Source organism: Crateriforma spongiae (assembly GCF_012290005.1).
Classification (GTDB): Bacteria; Planctomycetota; Planctomycetia; order Pirellulales; family Pirellulaceae; genus Crateriforma; species Crateriforma spongiae.
The window spans coordinates 113,637-134,958 of the sequence record NZ_JAAXMS010000009.1 but is presented as its reverse complement, the minus strand read 5'-3'; the positions used below and the strand labels follow the sequence as shown (position 1 = coordinate 134,958).

Genomic DNA, 21,322 nt, shown 5'->3' with positions numbered 1-21,322 from the left:
GGGAAAGTCTAGGGATTTCGCGAAACGTACGCATAGTACGCACCAAAAACTTCACCCTCGGCGGTTTCGAACAGGGCCGACATTTGGGTTTGGCCGGCCGGCAATTGCATCGTCAAAACGACTTCTTTGTCGCCCGGCTTCACCGAGGTTTCCGCCGTCGATTCGCCGATTTTGACGCTAGCATTCACCGGTGAAATCGCCTTGCCGGGCCGGGTACGGTACGCGGCCACACCGGGCACGTCGGCTCCGGGCGGCAGCGATGCATTGATCGCCCGATCCGCTTCCTCGGGCCAGCGACGCAGCCGAATCGTGTACTCGCCCGCTTCGGCCACGTCGACGTTCCAAAATCCTGTATTGGCGTCGCCGTTGACGGCCGATCGCACGTGAGCCTGGTTCCACGGCGTGCTGCCGGTTGTGATCCAGTCGTGACAGGTCAATCGAACAATCGGGGCTTGTTCGGCACCCAACGCGATGTACGTCGATTGCGCGAACGTCGGTTCCAGTTCGGCCCACCAGCGTTCATAAAAATCGGTCAGACGCGATACGACATCGGGATACCGCGGTGCGACATCGGTGGTCTGTCCAGGATCCGACGCAATGTCATACAGTTCTTTGCCATTGATCAGCCGCCACTGTGTGGTCATGACACTGGACTTGCGCCACTTGATCGGGTCTTTGACCCGTTGCGAATCGGTGACCAAGATTCGGTCCGGCCAATCTTTCGCCGTACTGGGATCGCTCAACAGTCCCGTCAAACTGGTTCCGTCGAATTTCACACCCGATGGTGTCGTCAAGTCACACAGATCGATCAATGTGGGCAAGACGTCGACATGGGCCGTGATCGGCTGGACATCTTTTCCACCGGTCAAACCGCCACCAGGCCAGCGAATAAAGAACGGAACACGGTGGCCGCCGTCATACTCGCTGCCTTTGCCCGCCTTCATCCCGGCGTTGAACAATTTCCATCCCGATGATGATCCGTTATCGGTCGTGAAGATGAAGATCGTGTTTTCGGTCAGTCCCAGATCATTCAAGTAAGCCCGCAGTTGACCAACGTTATGGTCGATGTTGGCGATCATCCCGAAGAAGTTCGCCAGCGATACGCTTTGATCCGCATACGGAGCACTGAACTCCTCCGGTGCATGCATTGGTCCGTGTGGAGCGTTCGGTGCGATATAGGCAAAGAACGGTTGGCCGTCATCGTGACATTCTTTGATGAATTGCTTGGCATGACCAAAGAAAACATCGGTGCAAAACCCTTCCACCGGTTTGGGGGCACCATTGTGGTAATAGCTGCCGTCAAAGTAAGCGTTGTCCCAGTAATCCGGGGTCTGGCCGACGCCGCCACCGCCGTGGCACAGAACTTCGTCGAAACCGCGGTCTTGTGGTCGATAGGGATAGTTGTCGCCCAGGTGCCACTTGCCAAACATTCCGGTCTTGTATCCGGAATCGGAAAAGACGTCGGCCATCGTGACTTCGTTGTCACGCAGCATCGACCGCCCCATGATCGTGTGCCAAACACCGGTGCGATTGGTCCAGTGTCCGGTCAAGAAAGCGGATCGCGTCGGCGAACATGTTGGCGAAACGTGGTAATCCGCCAAGCGAACCGATTCGGCATACAGGCGATCCAGTTCCGGCGTCTTCAGCACCGGGTTGCCGTGGCATGACAGGTCACCATAACCCTGGTCATCGGTGATGATCAGGACAACGTTGGGACGGTCCGCGGCCTGGCACGCCAGCGTGATCGCGGCCATCGCCAGGGCTAGAAACAAATGTCGCATGGGAATTTAGGCCAAAAGAAAGGGGCAATTCCGTGGGCGTTTCCGTTGGACAGGAACGCCGACGATCGCCAGGCAGGCGATCGATCGGAGGTGGGAGAAGCCGCAATTCTAGTCCCTGGCCACGTCGGTCGCATGCCACCGTTGGATTGCCGCCACCGGTCCATGGCCGCCACCGTGCCTGTTTTCGATTCCGTGCAGGTTTTGCCAGTGACCGACCTCAAGCCGATCCCGATTCGTCGCCGGTCAGTTCGGGAAACACCGAATCGTCCAAGTCCTGGCGTTTGACGATCGATTTGATCCGCAGCAAAAAATCGCTCTTGTAATTGGCGACCTGCTGTTCGGTCGTGCCCGTCGTCTCGGCAACCTGCTTGTTGGGCATGCCGGTGACGAACAACAGTTCCAAGACCTTCAGCTTGACGAAATTTCCCGATTCCTTCCAACGAGCGATCTGTTCTTCGATCGCCTGGCGAACGGCCTGTTCCTCGATTCGCTTACGCTCGACACTGCGGACAATCGAACTGGCCACGCGCGCCGAACCGACCGGTTCGATCGCGCGGCTGGCGTCGTCACTGCCGCGTGCGTGCAGTTGCAACGCGGGTCGGCGGCCTTCGCGGCGAAGGTGGTCGGTCAGCTTGTAGGCGCAAATGGAAAACAAATAGCTTTCCAGCGGCCGCGCGCCGTCATAATTCGGCAGGCTGACCAGGAATCCGACAAAGGCCTCTTGGACGATGTCTTCGCTGGTCGCCCGGTTTCGAATGCGGCTGTCGGTGTAGGCCAGCAGCCGACCCTCGTAGCGCTCGATCAGCTTGGCCCAGGCGTCCGAATCGCCTTGGCGGATTTGCTGGATCAGAAAGCGATCGACGTCATGGCCGCTGGTGTCGTTCATGCCCACACGCTAACCGGTAAGCGGTGTTTTCGCCACTGCGGGTGGCTGATGGGATGCTCGAAATTCCCGTCCAGAAAAGACGGATTCACGTCGGTTGGAACCGCTGATTGCGGCGGGCCAGATAGGCTTGCCAGACCATCCGCACGCCGACGCTGCGGAACGGACGCCAAGATTCGGTGCGTCTTTCCAGTTCGACGGGATCGCCGTAGACGCCGTCGTCCAACTCGGCCAACCCCTTCACCAAGGCCAAGTCGCCGTGGGGCAGCACGTCCGGACGCAGCATCGCCATCATCAGATAGACCCCCGCGGACCAATCACCCAGCCCCAGACGGTCGGTGATCTGGCGGCGCACTTGGTCGTCCGGCATCGTTCGCAAAGCCGGAATGCGAAAGCGACCGGCGATCACGTCGTCGGCAAGCGAAACGGCATAGCGGGACTTCTGGCGACTGAAACCGACCGCCTGCAATCCCGGTTGGCCGGCCGCCACGACCCGCGTCGCGGTGACTCCGTCGGGCATCGACCGGGCTAAACGCTGGAAGGTCGACCGCGCCGAAGACAGCGATACCTGTTGTTCCAAGATGATGCGGACGAACGTCCTGAATGTTTGCGGACGTTTCCACAGCGGTGGCGGGCCGTGCGTCTGCAGGACTGCGGCCATCACCGGATCGCCGTCGGCAATCGCTTCGGCCGCAACCCGAATCGTCGTTGCGTCCAGGCGACGTGGTGGCCGATCGCCCGATCCGACATCGTCCTTCACGCCTACACCAACTGGTCCAATTCCGCCGTCAACGCTGCGAAGCGATCCAGCGTGGTCTGCACCGGTTGCGGGTGCGTCATGTCGACGCCGGCGTCACGCAAAAGGTCCAGCGGGTCTTTGCTGCATCCGCCTTTAAGGAACGAAAGGTAGTCACCGAGTTCTTGCTCGCCGCCTTCCAGCACGCGAGTGGACAATGCAACGGCGGCACTCAAGCCCGTGGCGTACTTGTACACATAGAACGCACGATAGAAGTGTGGGATGCGGAAGCATTCCAGTTCCAAGGATTCGTCGATGACGAAATCAGGGCCAAAGTAGGCGTCCAACAATTCACGATAGGCGGCACGAAGCGATTTGACCGTCAAGGGTTCGCCGGCCTCGCACATTTCATGCGTCTTCTTTTCAAATTCCGCGAACATGGTTTGACGCACCACTGTTGCGCGGATGCTGTCCAGTTCGTTGTTGATCAAGTACGCACGCTCGTTGTCGTCGGCCGCATGGTCCAGCATGTAACGAGTCAACAATTGTTCGTTGAACGTGCTGGCGACTTCGGCCACAAAGATCGTGTAGTTGTAATACTGAAACGGCTGCTCCAATGCCGAGTACCAACTGTGCATGGAGTGGCCGGCTTCGTGTGTCAACGTAAAGACATCATTCAGGACTTCTTCTTTGAAGTTCATCAGAATGTAGGGGTCGCCGTCAAAGCTGCCACAGCTGAACGCGCCGCTTTGCTTTCCGCGATTGGGGAACCGGTCGGCCCATCGGCCACGCAAGCCTTCGGCCAACGTGTCGACATAGGATTGGCCCAAGGGTGCAAGCGATTTCAGAACAACATCGACCGCTTGGTCCCAAGTGTGGTGCTTTTCCACATCACTAAGAATCGGCACGTAGGTGTCATAGTGGTGCAGATCGTCCAACCCCATTTTGCGGCGCCGGACATCAAAGTAATGGTGCACGGCCGGTAAGGCGCCGCGAACCGCAGTGATCAAATTGTCATAGACGTCCGTCGGCACATTGTCGGGGAACAACGCGGATTCCAAACTGCTTTCGTAATTGCGCGCACGAGCGTAATAGACGTCTCGCTGGACGCTGCCGGCCAGGGTTGCGGCCAACGTGTTTTCGTGTGCTTGGAATTGTTCGTAATATTGATTGAATGCGGCCTTTCGCACGCCACGATCCGGGCTTTGCAAGAACTGTGCGAAGCTGGCGTGTGATAGCTCTTGCCGGCGGCCCTTGTGATCAGTGATGTGCCCGAATTTCAAATCGGCATCATTCAATTGGCGGAACGCATTGCCGGCGGCCGAAGCCATTTCGCCCTGCATCGCCAACAAACGTTCTTCGCGATCGCTCAGGGTGTGCGGACGAAATCGCAGCACTCGTTCCAGCTGCAAACGGTACGGCTGCACCGCCGGATCGTCCATCAATTCGTCCATGCGTTGCGGATCAATTGCCAGCAATTCGGGGCGCATGAAGCTGGCCGCCTGGCCCGCACGAACGGCCAAGTTTTGGAAACGCGACTTCATCGCCTGCGCATCGCTGTCGGTCTGGTCTTCGGTCGTCTTCAAAAACGCGTACGTTCCCAGCCGCTCGGCGATCTGATCAAAGTCGCGGTCGAAATCCAAAGCCGCGACCAAGGTGTCGGTGGATTCCCCCAAACGTCCCTGAAAGGTCGCGAACGTTTCGATCATCCCGTCCAGCTTGGCAAAGTCCGCTTCCCACGTTTGGGCATCGGCGTACAGGCTGCTCAAATCCCAACAGTGTTCGGCCGGGACGTCTTGGCGTTGTGGCAGCGATTCGGTCGGCATGGTCGAAGATGATGAGGACATGGCAATCGGATTCGGAAGGGTTCACTTTCGTGGGATTCGATTCAAGCGGCTGGTTTTACAACATCTGTGTCAGGCTGTCGCACCCTCTGAAGCGGTGATCAATCGTTGGCGCCCCGCAGAGGCATGTCTGCGGCGGACGATTATCCGGTGGCGGCAATGGTTCGACGCCGGGGTGCAATTTCCACGGGAATCTGTCGGCCCGCGAACGGAATTTCCTGATGCGTTTTGTCGCACCGGGATTTGTTTGATCATTCGTCGCGTGGAAACCGAACACGTACGATGGCTCGGTTCGCTAATGTGAACACTGCCATAGGAACCACCGGCATCAGTGGATTGGTCGTCATCGCACGCGTCTCGACTCGGGGGTGTGACGTTTTGCACGGTTGGATCGATCGCGGGCATTTCCTATGGTGCGTCGTGTCTCGGCATTCCCCACACCGCCAGCACGTCTCATGTGATTCGTGTTGATCTCGGAAGTTTCCCTTCCGATTTCGCAGGTGCCCCGAAGCCGTCGGATGAAAGGTCAGATCAAACGATGTCCGAACCGCAGTATGTAACCGTCGATGGCAACGAAGCGGTTGCCAGAATCGCTCACTTGGCCAGCGAAGTGATCGCGATCTATCCCATCACCCCCGCGTCGTCGATGGGGGAATTGGCGGATCAATGGACTAGCCAGGGCAAACGGAACGTGTTCGGTGTTTCGCCCACCGTGATCGAAATGCAAAGCGAAGCCGGTGCCGCCGGCACAGTTCACGGCGCGCTGCAGGCCGGAGCATTGTCAACGACGTTCACCGCGTCGCAGGGTTTGCTGCTGATGATTCCGGAGATGTACAAGATCGCCGGACAGTTGTTGCCCACCGTTTTCCACGTTGCCGCACGGTCCTTGGCGACACACGCGTTGTCCATCTTTGGCGATCACAGCGACGTGATGGCGGCTCGCGCGACGGGCTGGGCCATGTTGTGTTCCGCTGGCGTTCAAGAAGCACAAGACTTTGCGTTGATTTCGCACGCCGCAACGCTGCAAGTACGCGTGCCCTTCTTGCACTTCTTTGACGGATTTCGAACGTCCCATGAAGTGTCCAAAATCGTCCAGATCAGTGAAGACGACGTTCGCGCAATGATCGATGAAGACGCCGTCGCGGCGTGTCGCGATCGCGCGTTGACGCCGGATCACCCGGTCGTCCGTGGCACGTCACAGAATCCGGATGTGTTTTTCCAGTCTCGCGAAGCGGGCAATCTGTACTACTGTGGTCTCGGCCACATGTTACAGGCGACGATGGACCAGTTCGCCAAACTGACCGGTCGCCAGTATCACCTTTACCAATACGAAGGTGCCCCGGATGCCGATCGCGTGATCGTGATCATGGGCAGCGGCACCGGCGCCGTTCGCGAAGCCGTCCAGCGTCTGAATCAACAGGGCCAAAAGGTCGGCGTCTTGTCGGTCAAGCTGTATCGTCCATTGGACGCGCAACGTTTGATCCAAGCGTTGCCCGATACGGTGAACAGCGTCGCCGTGCTGGACCGCACCAAAGAACCGGGCGCGATCGGCGAACCCTTGTATCAAGACTTCGTTGTCGCCTTGGACGAACAGTGGACCGAAACGCATCGGCACCGCGCCGAAAATCCGCCACGGGTAATCGGCGGTCGTTACGGGCTTTCGTCCAAAGAATTCACACCCGCCATGGCGGCGCGAGTCTTCGATGAATTGACCCAGACCAGTGCCAAGAAGCATTTCACGATCGGGATCTACGACGACGTGACCCGGTTGAGCCTGGATTGGGACGTCGATTTTTGCACCGAGTCCGACGCCGTTACACGCGCCGTCTTCTACGGATTGGGCAGCGACGGAACCGTCGGGGCCAGCAAAAATACGGTCAAAATCATCGGTGAAAACACGCCGCTGTATGCCCAAGGCTATTTCGTCTACGACAGCAAAAAGTCGGGATCCACCACGGTTTCCCATCTGCGTTTCGGCCCCCAACCGATCGATTCCACGTATCTGATCGACGAAGCAACGTTTGTCGGCTGTAACCAGTTTCCGTTCATGAAACGTTTGGACGTGCTGAAATCCGCTTCGCGCGGCGCGACAGTGTTGCTGAACAGCCCCTACGACGCCGATCACGTTTGGGACCAACTGCCGGCCACCGCACAGCAGCAGATTCTGGACAAAGACCTAAGCCTGTACGTGGTGGATGCCTATAGCGTCGCGAAGAAAGCGGGCATGGGCAATCGAATCAACACGATCATGCAGACATGCTTCTTCGCCTTGTCGGATATTTTGCCGACCGAACAAGCCGTCGACTTGATCAAAGAATCCATCCGCAAAACGTATGGCAAACGCGGCGATGAAGTCGTTCAGAAAAACTTTGGCGCGGTCGACGCGGCCATCGAAGGCCTGGAAAAAGTCGAGGTGCCCGGCGAAGTCACCACGACCCTGCAACCCATGCCCGCGGTTTCGGGCGACACGACAGAGTTTGTTGATCTGGTCACGGCCCAGTTGATTGCCGGGGCCGGTGACTTGTTACCCGTCAGTGCCCTGCCCGTCGACGGTACGTTCCCGGTGGGGACGTCCAAGTTCGAAAAACGCAGCATCGCCCAAGAACTACCGATTTGGGATGCCGATCTGTGCACCGCGTGTGGGCTGTGTTCCCTGGTTTGTCCTCACGCGGCGATTCGTGCCAAGGTCTATCCTGCTGAATTGCTGGTGGATGCACCGGAGTCCTTCGCGTCGGCGGCTTGGAAAGACAAAGCATCGCCCGGCCAAGCGATGACGATCCAGGTTTCTCCCGACGACTGTACGGGGTGCCGTGTTTGTGTGGACGTTTGTCCGGCGAAAAGCAAAACGATCGAAAATCACAAGGCGATCGACATGATGCCGATGCGGGATCATGCCGACGTGGAACGAAAGAACTATGGGTTCTTCGAATCGATTCCGGAGTTCGAACGATCCTCCGTCAAGCAAACAACGGTCAAGGGAGCTCAGCTTCTGAAGCCATTGTTTGAATTCTCCGGTGCATGCAGTGGTTGCGGTGAAACGCCGTACATCAAGCTGATGACGCAATTGTTCGGGGATCGTGCCGTGATCGCCAATGCGACCGGATGTTCATCGATCTTCGGCGGCAATCTTCCGACCGCACCGTGGACCACCGACGATGAAGGTCGCGGTCCGGCTTGGGCCAATTCGTTGTTCGAAGACAACAGCGAATTCGGATTGGGCATACGCTTGTCGATCGATCACCAACGGCAACAGGCCGAACACCTGTTGCGGTGCATGCAACCCAAGGTGGGTGACGAACTGGTCGACGCGATCATCGCCTTTCATGGTGGCCCGGAGGCACAAGTCGAACAGCAACGTCAGCGAGTCGGGCAGTTGAAGCAGGCGTTGTCGGGCTTGGGGGACGATCCCATGGCCGCAGATCTGTTGGAACGCGCCGACGCATTGGTGCCCAAGAGTGTTTGGATCGTGGGCGGTGACGGCTGGGCTTATGACATTGGTTTCGGCGGTTTGGATCATGTGATTTCCACCGGTGCCAACGTCAACATCCTGGTGCTGGATACCGGCGTGTATTCCAACACAGGCGGCCAAAACTCCAAAGCCACGCCGCGTGCGGCCACCGCGAAGTTCGCCGCCGGCGGCAAGGCCGGACGCAAGAAGGACCTGGGCATGATCGCGATGTCCTATGGCAACGCTTATGTGGCCCAAATCGCGATGGGGGCCAATCCGAACCAGACGATGAAGGTCTTCCACGAAGCGGAATCATTCGTCGGACCGTCGTTGATCCTTGCATACAGTCCCTGCATCGCTCACGGCATCGCGATGGGAACCGGGATGACACATCAAAAAGATGTCATCGCATCGGGGCTGTGGCCGCTGTACCGTCACGATCCGCGTTTGAAGGACGAGGGCAAAAATGCGTTTCGTCTGGACAGTCGCAAACCCAAGATCACGTTCGCCGAACTGGCCAAGCAGGAAGGTCGTTTTGCCGCCGTGTCGCGAACCGATCCCCAGCGTGCCGAACAGTTGTATCAACTGGCCCAAGACGACATTGATCAACAGTGGCGACGATACGAATCGCTGGCCGCCGAAACCGAGTAGTGGTTTTATCGATGTCCGATCGAGTCATCGCGTACGGCGACGATCAATCGTCGTCGCCCAGCATTTTGCGTCGCAATTCTGGCAGACGTCGGCGGTGATACCGGTGCGTGCGGACGGCGTCCAATAACGCCAGTCCGACGACCGTGATCAGGCACAGCATCACAATGCTCCAACAACCGATCCACACGGCACGACTTTCCGGTCCCTTGACGGTTGCAATCAGAATCAACAGGCCGCAAACGCCAATGATCCAGTGGATCCGGCGCCGGCTGCGAAAACGCGAACGCAGATAATCCGCATCCGTCTTGTCGTCGTACTCGGATTCTTCCCCCGGCCATCCCTGTCGCTCGTTCCACTGCAGCCAAACGGCAAACAATATCAGCGTGACCGAAAGGATGATTCCGCCGCTAAACATGATGCGTTATTGCCGTTGTAGCCATTGATGCACGACCCAAACCACCGCGGCCAGGCTTTCGCCGCTGCAGTTTTCGGGGATGTCTTGTTCGGTATGCCAGTATTGCGGGGCACCCAGTCCTGGCCTGGGATAGTCGAAATCGATCAAGTCCACCGTCGGAATGCCCGCGATCTGATTCAACGGCAGATGGTCGTCGCGAATTTCATGGCGACTGCGTGGGACAAAAGCGGTGACCCCCAAATCGTCCGCCACGTTCCAAATTTGACGTGCCACTTGGCGGGCGTACTTCAGGCTGTTGCGTTCGTAATAGATCTTTAGTTCTTTGTCGCCGACCATGTCCAACAGCACGCCGGCGGTGTACGGCGATTGAGGCGGCTGCATTCGGTACTGTTGGGCAAAATAGGTGGAACCCAGAAAGTACTTGTCACGCCGTTCGTCAAAGACGAATTCTTCGGCGTCAAACATGACCAAGTCCACGCCGACATCCGACGGCAGTTCGTCCAGGTGATGTGCCAGTTCCATCAAGGCCGCGACTCCGCTGCCACCGTCATTGGCGCCCACAAACCGACCTTTGGGATTGCGACGGTCTCGATCGGGGAACGGACGCGTGTCGTAGTGGGCACACAGCAGGAAACGTTTCGGACGATCCAAGTGCCATGAAGCGATCAGGTTGGCCATCGGGATGACATCGCCGGTTTCCGGATGCCGGATACGCGTCGATTGCAAGCGAACCGTTCCTCCCAACGATTCGAAGTGACGTTTCAGAAACGCTTGCTGCGTTTCCATGCCGGCACTGGCCGTGGGCCTGGGGCCGATGTCACAGATTTGTCGCAAGTATCCCATTGCGCGATCCGCATCGTAGGGTGCCGGGATCGCGGTGCGCGCCGGCGCCGCAGCAATGTCGTTGTCCAATCCGCCGCCGGACTGAATTCCAATCGCGACCAGTGCGATGCCCGCCACCACCAAGGTTGCGGCGACGGCCAACAGCGGTGTCGCTCTTCGCGTGTTGGGCCGCGCATCCGAACCGTCCGCGTCATTGGATCGGTGCGGCCCAGCGTCATGAACGGCGGAACGCTGGGATGCCCGATGGCCGGCCGCCGCACGCGAATGTTCTGACTTTCCAGCTGTCTTTGTCGATGCCACGTCGGCCGCCGGCGTTGAGGTTGCCAAGGGAGGTTCGTTTGGGGGGACTCCGGAGGCCGCCAAGAAGCCTCGTCGATGCCAAACGTAGGCGTTTGGCGGTCCCAAGTCCAGGTTTACCAGCCGAACGGGTGTGTCTGGAAAACTGTTCAAATGTGCCCTGATTCGCGTTGGCGTGGCAACCATGGATTTGGTAACCGGGGGGCCTGCCCGGCCAGCACGCAAAAGGCCGGGGAATGCTTTGCACAGTTTCACATCCAGCACGCCGGTGTCGTCATGGACCGACCAATCGATCACAGAGTGGTTTCGTTGCCGTCTCTGCTATTCGTCACGCTTCTGATGGTTTCAGGCAATCTGGCCAGCACGACATCGGCCTTCGGTCAAACGTCGGTGCCGACCGAGCCCTGGTTGCAGGCTCCGATCATTTCCGAACCAATCCCGACCCCGGTTCCGATGCCGGAGGAACCCGTGATCGACGGGCAAACGATCGATTTTGATGCCGTCATTGGTTCGCAGGCGGTGGCCGAGGCGGCGCCGCTGCAGCAGGAGGTCATTCGATGGTACCAATACCCGTGGCGGTGGATGACGCAGGGTTGGGAAAACCACGCGGAGTTCGGTTTGGACGGCAGCGAAGGAAACGCCGACACACTGGCCATCCAAACCGGCTTGGAAATGAAACGGGCGACTGATGCGTATACCCTGGCAATCGACTTTGATTACCGCCAAGCCAGCAGCCGCAGCGTTCTGACCGAAGACAATGCGCGACTGAACATCGATTACGACCGCTTGTTAGGTGACAGCAATTGGTCGGCATTCGGCAAGTTGGGCTTTGAGTATGACGATTTCAAAGCCTTCGATTTGCGTCTGAACCTGAACGGTGGTCTCGGGTATTACTGGATCCGAAACGATCGAACTTCGTTTGTGACTCGTTTCGGTGCCGGTGCGTCGCGTGAATTCGGGGCTCCGATTGACGACTGGACTCCGGAGGCCGTGTTCGGCTTGGACGCGGAACACCAACTGAATTCGCGCAACAAACTGAAGGGCAAGGTTGATTACTTCCCCAGTTGGGAAGATTTCTCCGACTATCGCCTGGTCACCGACTTGGCGTGGGAGATCTTGCTGAACGAGGCCGAAAACTTCAGCCTGAAGCTGGCCGTGACCGACCGCTACGACAGCACTCCGCAAGGCGCGCTGGCCAATGACGTCTATTACTCGATGTTATTGCTGTACAAGTTCTGAATGGCATCAGCAAAAACAGGCTGATCGGGCATCGCGAATCGATCGCAAGCTTTCCGCATTTGCGATGTCAGTGCATGCGGCGGCCGAGTCGGATGAATCGCACGATCCCAATCAACAGCATCAGTGCGCCAGCGGTGATCAGCACCCAGGCGACGCTTCGAGTCCACGGCAGATCGGCGAAGAACTTGATCAGCGTGATCCCGCTTCCGGCGAACATCAACGCGGTCCGCACATAGGCCAACAAGGTGCGTTCGTTGGCCAAGTCGGTGCGGATCAACGCCAGGTCATTTCGGCGATCCGTTGAGTTCTTTTCCGGCTCCGGTGCGACCATTGGTTCGCGGCCTGCTGATTAAGATTCGTTTGCCGACAAGGCGTCGACATAGGCCCCGATGACCGCGGCGCTGTCGCCACAGTCGGAAAATTCGATGTCAGTGAAGTCCCGGAATCCGTCCAACGCATGATCGTAGAACGATTCTTGGGCGATCCGCAGGTAACGTTGACGCACATCGGGCGCCAGGTCACAGACGCCACCACCGACGACCAACAGGTCGTAATCACCGATGTACTGCAGCATCAACAACGCCATGCCCAATGCTTTGGCTTGGTCGTCGAAAAGTTCGATGGCCAAAGCGTCGCCGTCGGCCGCCAATTCACGAAGCTGTTTGGCGCGGTCCTTGTCGGTGCCGTCGACACTGTTCAGCGGATGGTCCTTCCAATCGTCCAGCTTCAAACGATAAGCCAACTGGTGTGTCAGAGCGGTCAGTGACACCGCGGATTCGACCGCGTTGAAGGTGTTGCCGACTTTCAATTCGCGATCCTGGGGATAACGAAAGGCGTCGACCGGCAACAGAATGTGTCCGGCGTGTCCGGCACGACCCTTGCGACCGCGGACGACCTTGCCTTCACGGACTTCGCCACCACCAAATCCGGTGCCCACGGCGATCATGAACAGCGAATCGAGTTGTTTGTTGGGGCGATCCAAATTCAGCCCGGTGTGCTGGGCCAATTTCGCATCGATCTTCAAGTCGCCACGCCGCACGGCGAATTCGCCCAAAGCCGCGGCCTGGCCGTCGCCCAGATAGCGGACCTCGATCGCCGGCGCGGTTTCACGCAACTTTTCCTGTAACATTTCGCGGATCGGACAATGGTTCCAATCCGGATGGTTCAGGTTGGGTGACCCGTGAAGCACACCATCGATGGTGGCCGGCCCGGGCGTTGCCAAGGTCACGACCGGAAAGTCTTCCAAGGACAGATGCAGGCGATCCGCCGAACGCAGGATTTCGGCAACGATGTCGTCCACGGTCGCACCGGGACCGTCGTTGGAACGGGTGCGGAATTGATCCGACAGTTCGATCAGTTGACCCTGGTGGTCACCCATGCAGATCGTGGACGTTGTTCCGCCCACATCGACGCCGATGAAATATGACACGTGAAGTTTCCTTGAAGGCCGATCGGGAGATCCGCCATCAAAGCCCGCCGATGGCGGACGTGAGCGATCATCCCGGCCTGTCGCGAGGGTGCGTCAGGCGATTGCGAGGCTGGTTCTGACCGAGTCGGCGATGGTGATTGTCAATTCGCCAGTCGTCGGGGGAGCGGATTTGATATCGCACATCCCACCGCCGGACAAGATGACGGCGGTCTTTCCCCACGCCGGTCGACCGAATTTCACGGCGTTGGTGAGTCGAATCGTCGGCACCCCTGCCGAGGTCACCCGACCTTGAAATCCAGCCCCGTCATGGTTCCCGTGCTGGTGGCAAATTGATCCGCCGGGACACCCATCTGCTGCAAAATGGATACGAACAGATTCGGCAGCGGATAGTTGTTCTTGCGGTCAAAGCCCAGGTGGGTGCCGTGTCGGAATTTGCCGCCGCCCAACAGCACGGGCATGTTGCGGTTGTCGTGATTCGACGCGTTGCCCAGATTGCTGGTCATCAGCAACGTCGTTTGATCCAACAGGCTGGTCCCGGAATCTTCGCTGGCCGCCAAGTCACGCATGAACTGACCCCATTGCCGGACGATGGCTGTTTCCACTCGTTGCAGCTGAGTCAGCTTTTCTTCATCACGTCCGTGGTGCGACAGGCTGTGATAACCCTGGTCGACGCCGTCGATCGGCACCACGCCGCCACCGGCCGGCAGGTGAAGCGAAATGACCCGCGTGGAATCGGTTTCCAATGCCAGTTTGATCATGCCGCACATGACATCAAATCGCTGGATCAAATCGTTCGGGTCGGCAACGTCCACTGGTCGCGGCACGTCCACCGACGGTTTGGGTTGCAGCGCCCATTGTTGGTTGGTCTGCATTTGTTTTTCGAGTTCACGGACGCTGGTGAAATAGGCGTCTAAGCGGTCGCGGTCGGCGACACCCAATTCACGTTGCAACGCTTTGGCGTCGTCACCGACCAAGTCCATGATGCTGCGGCTTTGCAGCACCTTTTGGGCTTGGCGTTTTCGCTGAGCATCGGATTCATCGACGAACAGTTTCTCATACAAACGCGATGGCGACGTTTCCGGCGGGATCATCGCACCGTGACGGGTGTAACAGGGGCTGCCCGTCCCCGACGTCGCCAGAACCAGACTTTCGTATCGGGTTTGTCCGCTGAACTGTTGGGCAACGTGTTGGTCCAGGGAGATCGTGTTGCGGACCTGGCCGGTCGTCCCCATCGGCCGCGCGGTCAAGATGCTGGCTTCGGCACGGTGGCCTCCGCTGACGCCCGGGTGCGACGTCCCCGAGATGACCGTGAATCGATCGCGCAAGTCATCCAGCGATTTCAAGTACGGCGATGCCGCGTAGTCGCGACCGGTCTGTGTCGGATTCAAGTTGCCGTCGACCAGGCCTAAGCCAAGCGTCGTGGTGACCATCCGGCGTGGGGCGGCGCTTTCCATGTCATCAGCGAAGGATCCCGCCATGGCCGACAGCCACGGCAGACTCATCGCCACACCGCTTCCACGCAACACCGTACGGCGATGCAGCAGAGAACGGATTCGCGACGAAACGATTTTTGCAGTGTTCAAATTCATTGCGGTGGTGCCTGTCGGGCGGTCTGTTTTCGGCGGGCGAACAGTTATCAGCGGGCGATTCGGGTGCGGTTTACTTTTCCAGGAACAACGGGCTGGTGATGACAGCCATCAGCAGATCATTGATCGCGTATTGTGAGTCTGCGGTCCGTTGGACGATGGATTCAACCTTGGCGCGATCGGCGAAGCGGATTCGCTGGCCCGTGCCATAGGTGATCCAGTGATCCGCCAAGTTTTCGGCCAGTCGATGATCCTGGTGGCTGACCAAGTGACGGAATTCGGTGAAGTCATCGAACTCGTCTCCGTCGGGCAGCGTGCCGCTGGGGTCCACCGCCGGGCCTTTGTTGCGACTGTTGCCACGTTCATAGCGAGTCCGAAATTGGCCCGATGCATCAAAGGATTCCAACGCGAAACCGGCCGCGTCAATTTTGCGATGACATCCGGCACAGTTCGGATCTTCTTCGTGACGGATCAACATTTCACGGATCGATGTGGAACCTCGTGTGTCCGGTTCGATGGCCGGGACGTTTGACGGTGGCGGTGGGATTGGCGTTCCCAAGATGCGATCGCACAGCCAAACGCCGCGAAGCACGGGCGACGTGTCGGTGCCGTTGGCCGTGACCTTCAAGACGCTGCCGTGGGCCATCAGTCCGCCACGAACCGAGTCGTCGGGAAGATGGACCAGTCGCAACTGGTCGCCTTGGACGTCGTCGATCCCGTAATACCGTGCCAAACGGCTGTTCAAAAAGGTGAAGTCTGCGGCGACAATCTGTTGCACCGGAGCGTTGTGTTCCAACAGTTGATTCAAGAACGCTCGCGTTTCGGCAAGCATGGCATCTTGCACGATCGGGTCAAATTCTCTGAAACGACGTCGGTCCGGTTCGGTGTCGGTGATCTGGTCCAGTTCCAACCACTGATCGGCGAAGTCGGACATGAACGAACTGCCGCGGGGGCTATCAAGCAATCGCTGGGCTTGTTGTACCAGTGTCTGGGGATTGCGAAGTTGGCCGCGTCGCGCTGCTTCCAGCAATTCCTGATCGGGCATGCTTTGACACAGGAAATAGCTCAGTCGTGATGCGATCGCGAAATCATCCAAACGGCCGACCGGTTCGCTGAAGTACAAGAAACGCGGCGAACACAGCACGGCCCGATACGTCGAACGCAACGCATCGACCGCAGGTACGCCGTCGTCCAATTGCTGAGACAGCATTTGCTGGAAACCGACCAGCCGATCCGGTTCGATATCGCGACGGAAAGCCAGTTGTGCGAACCGGACCAGTTGGTCGGAAAGCTGTTGTCGGTTGGCCGAAGGATCGACTTGGAACGAAACGACGCCGTCACGTCCCTGCTTTGCGATGGCGAGGTCCCCGAACAAAACGGCGGCGGTATCCGCGGCTGATCCTGCGGGCTGGACTTCACGCATCGAAAGTTCACTGATCGCCAAACCGGGAACGTTCTGTGGTTCCCCTTCGCCGGTGCCCACTTGGCCACCGGCGAAGCGAGCCCTTTTCAGGGTCGAATCGTTGGGCCGGATTTCCAGTTTTTCGCCCTTGGGTATCCACGCCCGGTATTCCAACGTGCGTGGTTCACTTTGCGCTTCGAACGATCCGATCCACGTCATCAGGGGTGAATTGGAAACGCACTGGCCACGGCGAACGGTGCACCAAACGCCGCCTTCGCTGGGCGGTTTGACCGCCGATGCGGTGAATCGGATGTCGTACCAACCGCTTCGTGGGACGCGGGTGGCTTCCATCCGACCGTAAAACGGCATGCTGCAGGACCAGACAACGGCCTGGCCTTGCCGCATTTCTGGTTCGCGACAGCGCCGACGCGGGTTCTTCCGCGCGATGCCCGCCGCGTCCCATTGTCGCTCCATCAGCGGTTCGGTTCGCGAGACCTTTTGAAAGGCCGCATCCAGCGCGACGTCGACAACATCCAGATGAGTTTGCAATTGATACGGTGACATCGGCTGGGCGTCGGCGATGCCCACGTAACCGTGAAGCCGAGGTTCGCCCGACATCAGCGGAGCCAAGGGGGTGCGGATCACCAGCAGATCCTGCAGCGTTTTTTCCAGCTGGCGGTTGGTCAGCCGCCGGCCCCGCACGCGACCCAGTGAATCGTCTTGCCGAGTTTGATGGTCCGCCAACCAACGCGACGCCTTCTTCAAAAATCGCTTTGCGTCGTCGGGATCTGCCGCACCATAGTCTTCCGGTGGCATTTCGCCGTCGCGGACTCGGTCGACGACGCGCACCCAACGTGCAAACGCTTCCTGGTCGTCCAAGTCCGCCGATAAGGTTTCCAGGTCCAGGCTGGCTTCGGCGTCTGGCCCCTGGTGGCAATCCAGGCAGTAGTCTTGCTGAAACACCGAGATCGATTCCGGCGGCTCCACACCGACCGCCCGGTCGGAAACAAGTGACAACGTCAGGATGGTGGCGGGAACCATCAACCATCCGTACAAGCGTGAGCCACGCCGGCGCGTGGCGCGGACGAAGGGTTGGCGCATGGGAGGACCCGATGCCGAAGGTGGGAAGGATCGCAAGGCGGGAATCTTTGCAAAGGCGGGGCGGGCCGCGTGATCCGCGAGCCCGTGCGCTTCATTGTGTCCAAAGATCAATCCCGACACAAGTTTCGTTGCGTGGTGTTTTGTTCACTGCCGCCGCGTTCGTCCACCAGATGCATTGGCGGTCGACGCGTCAATATCCGGCCGGCTGCTGGGGCGGCGGTTGCTGTCCCGGGAAGCCAGGATCGGATACGAACCGAGGATCGGCAACGTATTGGCTGCTCATCATCAAAAACGCGACCGCGGTCAGCAGCATCGATGCAGGAGTGGTGACAAGCAGACCCACGTAGCACATCAGTGTTCCGACCAAAGAAAGCCCGATCGAAACCACGACGATCAACAGCGACGTCAGCTTGTTGTGCATGGCGATACGGAACGAATCCGCAATCGCGCCCATCGCCGTCGATTTGCCACAGCAGATCGAATACAGCCACGGCCACATGAAGAACTGAAAGACGAATTGAGCCGCCAATTGAAAGACCACGCCGACGATTCCGCCCAGCGTCGCGGCGGCATCCGGTCCCGCGGCGGCTCCCAAAAGACCGATGAAAATTCCGAAGAACATGACCGTGCCCAACACGATCGCACCGATCAGCAACGAGCTTAGGATCACCCGCATGACCAACGACATCGGAGGCATCATTTCCGACAGCGGGTTCGGGTGATCTTGGGCGATCGCAATGATCGCGCGGCCCCAGCCGGTCCAGATGTATCCGGACAACAGCATCATGGCGGGGATGAAGATCACCGCGCCCAGCACGATCGCCAGAACGCTCATCCCGTCTGCTCCGGCCGCACCGAAGAACATCCCCACGCCACCGAACAGCAGAAAGAACAACGCGACCATCGCGATCCCGACGCCCATGACCACCAGTGTCGTCAACAACAAATTGACCCACCGCTGCTGGAAAATGGCCCAGCTGGTTTGAAAAATCTGCTCGAACGAGACGTCCACGACTTGGTACGGACCGATCGTCACCGCGGGACTGGTCGATGCCGACGGTTGATAGGGATTGGCCGGCGATGGTCCGGCACCGGGGCTCGAACCGACGCTGCCGCTGGGGGCGGATCCTGGGGACACCGGCGCGGTCCCCGCCGCCCACGGATCGGGCTGGACGTCCGCCGCGTCACCGGTCACCTGGAACGTGGCCTCGCACGCCGGACAACGAGCGGTTTTTCCGACCGCTTCGGCGGGCAACTGCAGTTGGCGGCCGCATCCCGGGCACAACTGTTGGATCGTGGTCATGGTTTATCCGTCGTGGAAAGGTCTTGATCCGGCGGGCAATTTATACTCCCCTGCCCGAACCGGTGGCCACCGCGGCGCTGTGTTTCGCGGCACCGTCGGCCGTTTCGTGCCGTGTTCTGGTGGGGAATGCGGCTGTGTGGCTAAGCAGGCTGTTTGGGGATTCGGGCCACCGACCCGTATCTTGTTCTTCTTTGTCGGGTTTTGTTCGTTGTCGGATGAATTGACCGTCGAATCTATTTTGGGCGACGGCGGAAGCATCAGCCGCCGCCTGAAACAGTACGAGCCGCGACGCCCGCAATTGACGATGGCCGCCGCGGTCGCCGACGCGCTGGAGAATCAGCAGCATTTGATCGCCGAAGCCGGTACGGGGACGGGAAAGAGTTTTGCCTACCTGGTGCCCGCGATTCTGCATGCGACGTCGGATCAGCAAGTCGTCAAGAGACCGACCGGTGCCGATCCTGCGGAAGGGCAGGATGATCAGCCACGCAAACGCCGGGTCGTGATTTCCACCGACACGATCAGTCTGCAAGAACAGCTGATTGCCAAGGACGTGCCGCTGTTGAACAGTGTCATCCCACGCGAATTCAGCGCTGTTTTGGTCAAGGGACGTCGCAATTATCTGTCGATGCGACGAATGGAACGAGCGATCGCCAAATCAGTTTCGTTGTTCGAAACCGATCGGCAATACGACCAGCTTCGCCGGATCAAAGCCTGGTCCAAGGAAACCGGCGATGGTTCGCTGTCATCGTTGCCCCAGAAACCCGATGCGGTGGTCTGGGACGAAGTCGCCAGCGACACGGGCAACTGTTTGCGGCGAGCCTGTCCGCACTTTGCCGACTGTTTTTACTTTCGCGCCCGCCGGCGTGCGGAGAACGCCCAACTGTTGATCGTCAATCACGCGATGCTGTTCAGCGACCTGGCACTGCGGCAACAGGGTGTGGCGATCTTGCCCGATTACGACGCCCTGATCTTGGACGAATGTCACACGATCGAATCGGTGGCCGGCGATCACTTGGGGCTGCGGCTGACCAGCGGACAGTTCGATTATCTGTTCAATCGCTTGTACAACGACCAAACGAACAAAGGATTGCTGGTCGAAAAGGGGCTGCGCGGCCTGCAACAGGTCGTCAATCAATGTCGTTTTGCGTCCAGCAATTTGTTCGCCGACGTGTTGGATTGGTGGGAAAAGGATGGACCCAAAAATGGACGCGTCACACGTCCGGGGATTGTCGCCAACGAACTGAGCGAGGTCATGGAACGGCTGGCCAAAGGACTGCGCCAGCAAGCCGACGGACAAGACAATGCATCGGAGCGACAGGATCTGGAATCCGCGTTCCAACGCACGATCGCATTGGCCGGAGGTTTGCGGCAATGGATCAACCAGGATTTGGACGATTCGGTGTACTGGGTCGAACGATCCGGCAGCCGGCGTGGGCTGGACCGCGTGACCTTGGCGGCGTCGCCGGTGAACGTGGGCGAAGTGTTGCGGACGGAGCTGTTTCAAAACGAAATGATCGACAGCGTGGTGATGACCAGTGCCACGATCGCCAGTGGCGATGATGACAAGTTCGCCTTCTTTCGTTCGCGGATCGGCCTGACAGGCGGGGCATCAGTACGCGTCGGCAGCCCGTTCGATTATCGCCGGCAGGCGAAGTTGGTGATCGTCGATGACATGCCCGATCCGTCCGCCGATCGCCAAGCGTTTGAAAAGGCGTTGCCCGAACAGCTGAAACGTTTTATCGGGCACACCGATGGACATGCGTTTGTGCTGTTCACCAGTTACGACCTGCTTCGGCGCTGTGCCGATGCGATTCGGTCGTGGTTGGTCCAGCATGATTTGCAGCTGTACAGCCAAGCCGGCACCCAGACGCGGTCCCAGATTTTGGATGCGTTTCGGGCCAATCCGCGTGGCGTTCTGTTCGGCACCGATAGCTTTTGGCAGGGGGTCGACGTCCCCGGCGATGCCCTACAAAACGTGATCATCACCAAACTGCCGTTTGCCGTGCCCGATCATCCGTTGCTGGAAGCACGTTTGGACGCCATTCGCGCCGGCGGTGGCAATCCGTTTGTCGATTATCAGGTGCCCGCCGCGGTGCTGAAGTTCCGACAGGGATTCGGCCGTCTGATTCGTTCCAAGCAGGACACGGGGATGGTCGTGATGCTGGATCCGCGAATCTTGAGCAAGCCGTACGGCCGGACGTTCATCCAGTCGCTGCCCGATTTGCCGGTCAGACGCGTGCGTCGACGACGCAGCAAGGGCACCGCATAAGCTGCTGGCAGCAGCCCGGCCAGACGGACGCAAAAAGACATCTTGGGGCCAAGGGCCGACAATCGGTAAGCTAGACGCTGATTCTGTCGTTGTCG

The 21,322-nt window shown here is 58.9% G+C and carries 14 protein-coding genes; 3 read left to right on the top strand and 11 right to left on the bottom strand.

Going from position 1 to position 21,322, the window contains the following annotated elements:
• Positions 1–8: 8 nt before the first annotated feature.
• From HFP54_RS21450 to pepF, 4 genes are all read right to left on the bottom strand, one after another.
• A complete protein-coding gene (locus HFP54_RS21450; RefSeq protein ID WP_235952155.1) occupies positions 9–1,781 on the bottom strand; it encodes an arylsulfatase in 1,773 nt (590 codons plus the stop codon).
• Between the two features lie 217 nt (positions 1,782–1,998).
• Complete coding sequence (locus tag HFP54_RS21445; protein WP_168566732.1) at positions 1,999–2,667, bottom strand: RNA polymerase sigma factor; 669 nt, start codon at positions 2,665–2,667, stop codon at positions 1,999–2,001.
• Positions 2,668–2,752: 85 nt separating this feature from the next.
• Entirely contained in the window at positions 2,753–3,424 is a 672-nt protein-coding gene (locus tag HFP54_RS21440; protein WP_315853956.1) for a DNA-3-methyladenine glycosylase family protein, read from the bottom strand.
• Between the two features lie 2 nt (positions 3,425–3,426).
• Entirely contained in the window at positions 3,427–5,247 is a 1,821-nt protein-coding gene (gene pepF / locus HFP54_RS21435) for an oligoendopeptidase F (protein WP_168566731.1), read from the bottom strand.
• 535 nt (positions 5,248–5,782) lie between these two features.
• Here pepF and nifJ point away from each other — a divergent pair.
• Positions 5,783–9,343 carry a pyruvate:ferredoxin (flavodoxin) oxidoreductase gene (nifJ, locus tag HFP54_RS21430; RefSeq protein ID WP_168566730.1) on the top strand — a complete coding sequence of 1,187 codons (3,561 nt, stop codon included), beginning with the start codon at positions 5,783–5,785 and terminating at the stop codon, positions 9,341–9,343.
• Between the two features lie 43 nt (positions 9,344–9,386).
• Here the strand turns inward: nifJ and HFP54_RS21425 are convergent, their stop codons facing one another.
• Both HFP54_RS21425 and HFP54_RS25325 read right to left on the bottom strand, forming a co-directional pair.
• Positions 9,387–9,758, bottom strand: a complete 372-nt coding sequence (locus HFP54_RS21425) for a hypothetical protein (protein WP_168566729.1) — start codon at positions 9,756–9,758, stop codon at positions 9,387–9,389.
• Positions 9,759–9,764: 6 nt separating this feature from the next.
• A complete protein-coding gene (locus HFP54_RS25325) occupies positions 9,765–10,745 on the bottom strand; it encodes a M28 family peptidase (RefSeq protein WP_452094355.1) in 981 nt (326 codons plus the stop codon).
• Between the two features lie 462 nt (positions 10,746–11,207).
• On the opposite strand from HFP54_RS25325, the gene HFP54_RS21415 reads away from it, so the two are divergent.
• Positions 11,208–12,137, top strand: coding sequence for a DUF481 domain-containing protein (locus HFP54_RS21415; RefSeq protein ID WP_235952151.1), 930 nt, complete (start codon positions 11,208–11,210; stop codon positions 12,135–12,137).
• Between the two features lie 67 nt (positions 12,138–12,204).
• On the opposite strand, the gene HFP54_RS21410 is transcribed toward HFP54_RS21415, so the two are convergent.
• The 5 genes from HFP54_RS21410 to HFP54_RS21390 all read right to left on the bottom strand — a co-directional run bounded on the left by HFP54_RS21410 (position 12,205) and on the right by HFP54_RS21390 (position 18,958).
• Positions 12,205–12,468, bottom strand: a complete 264-nt coding sequence (locus tag HFP54_RS21410; protein ID WP_168566726.1) for a YidH family protein — start codon at positions 12,466–12,468, stop codon at positions 12,205–12,207.
• 18 nt (positions 12,469–12,486) lie between these two features.
• Positions 12,487–13,566: an ROK family protein gene (locus HFP54_RS21405; protein WP_168566725.1), complete on the bottom strand. Its 1,080-nt coding sequence runs from the start codon at positions 13,564–13,566 to the stop codon at positions 12,487–12,489.
• Between the two features lie 278 nt (positions 13,567–13,844).
• Positions 13,845–15,155 carry a DUF1552 domain-containing protein gene (locus tag HFP54_RS21400; protein WP_168566724.1) on the bottom strand — a complete coding sequence of 437 codons (1,311 nt, stop codon included), beginning with the start codon at positions 15,153–15,155 and terminating at the stop codon, positions 13,845–13,847.
• 70 nt (positions 15,156–15,225) lie between these two features.
• Positions 15,226–17,595, bottom strand: coding sequence for a DUF1592 domain-containing protein (locus tag HFP54_RS21395; protein WP_168566723.1), 2,370 nt, complete (start codon positions 17,593–17,595; stop codon positions 15,226–15,228).
• Between the two features lie 250 nt (positions 17,596–17,845).
• Positions 17,846–18,958, bottom strand: a complete 1,113-nt coding sequence (locus HFP54_RS21390; protein ID WP_168566722.1) for a hypothetical protein — start codon at positions 18,956–18,958, stop codon at positions 17,846–17,848.
• A 208-nt stretch (positions 18,959–19,166) separates the two neighbouring features.
• On the opposite strand from HFP54_RS21390, the gene HFP54_RS21385 reads away from it, so the two are divergent.
• Positions 19,167–21,227: an ATP-dependent DNA helicase gene (locus tag HFP54_RS21385; protein WP_168566809.1), complete on the top strand. Its 2,061-nt coding sequence runs from the start codon at positions 19,167–19,169 to the stop codon at positions 21,225–21,227.
• Positions 21,228–21,322: the final 95 nt, after the last annotated feature.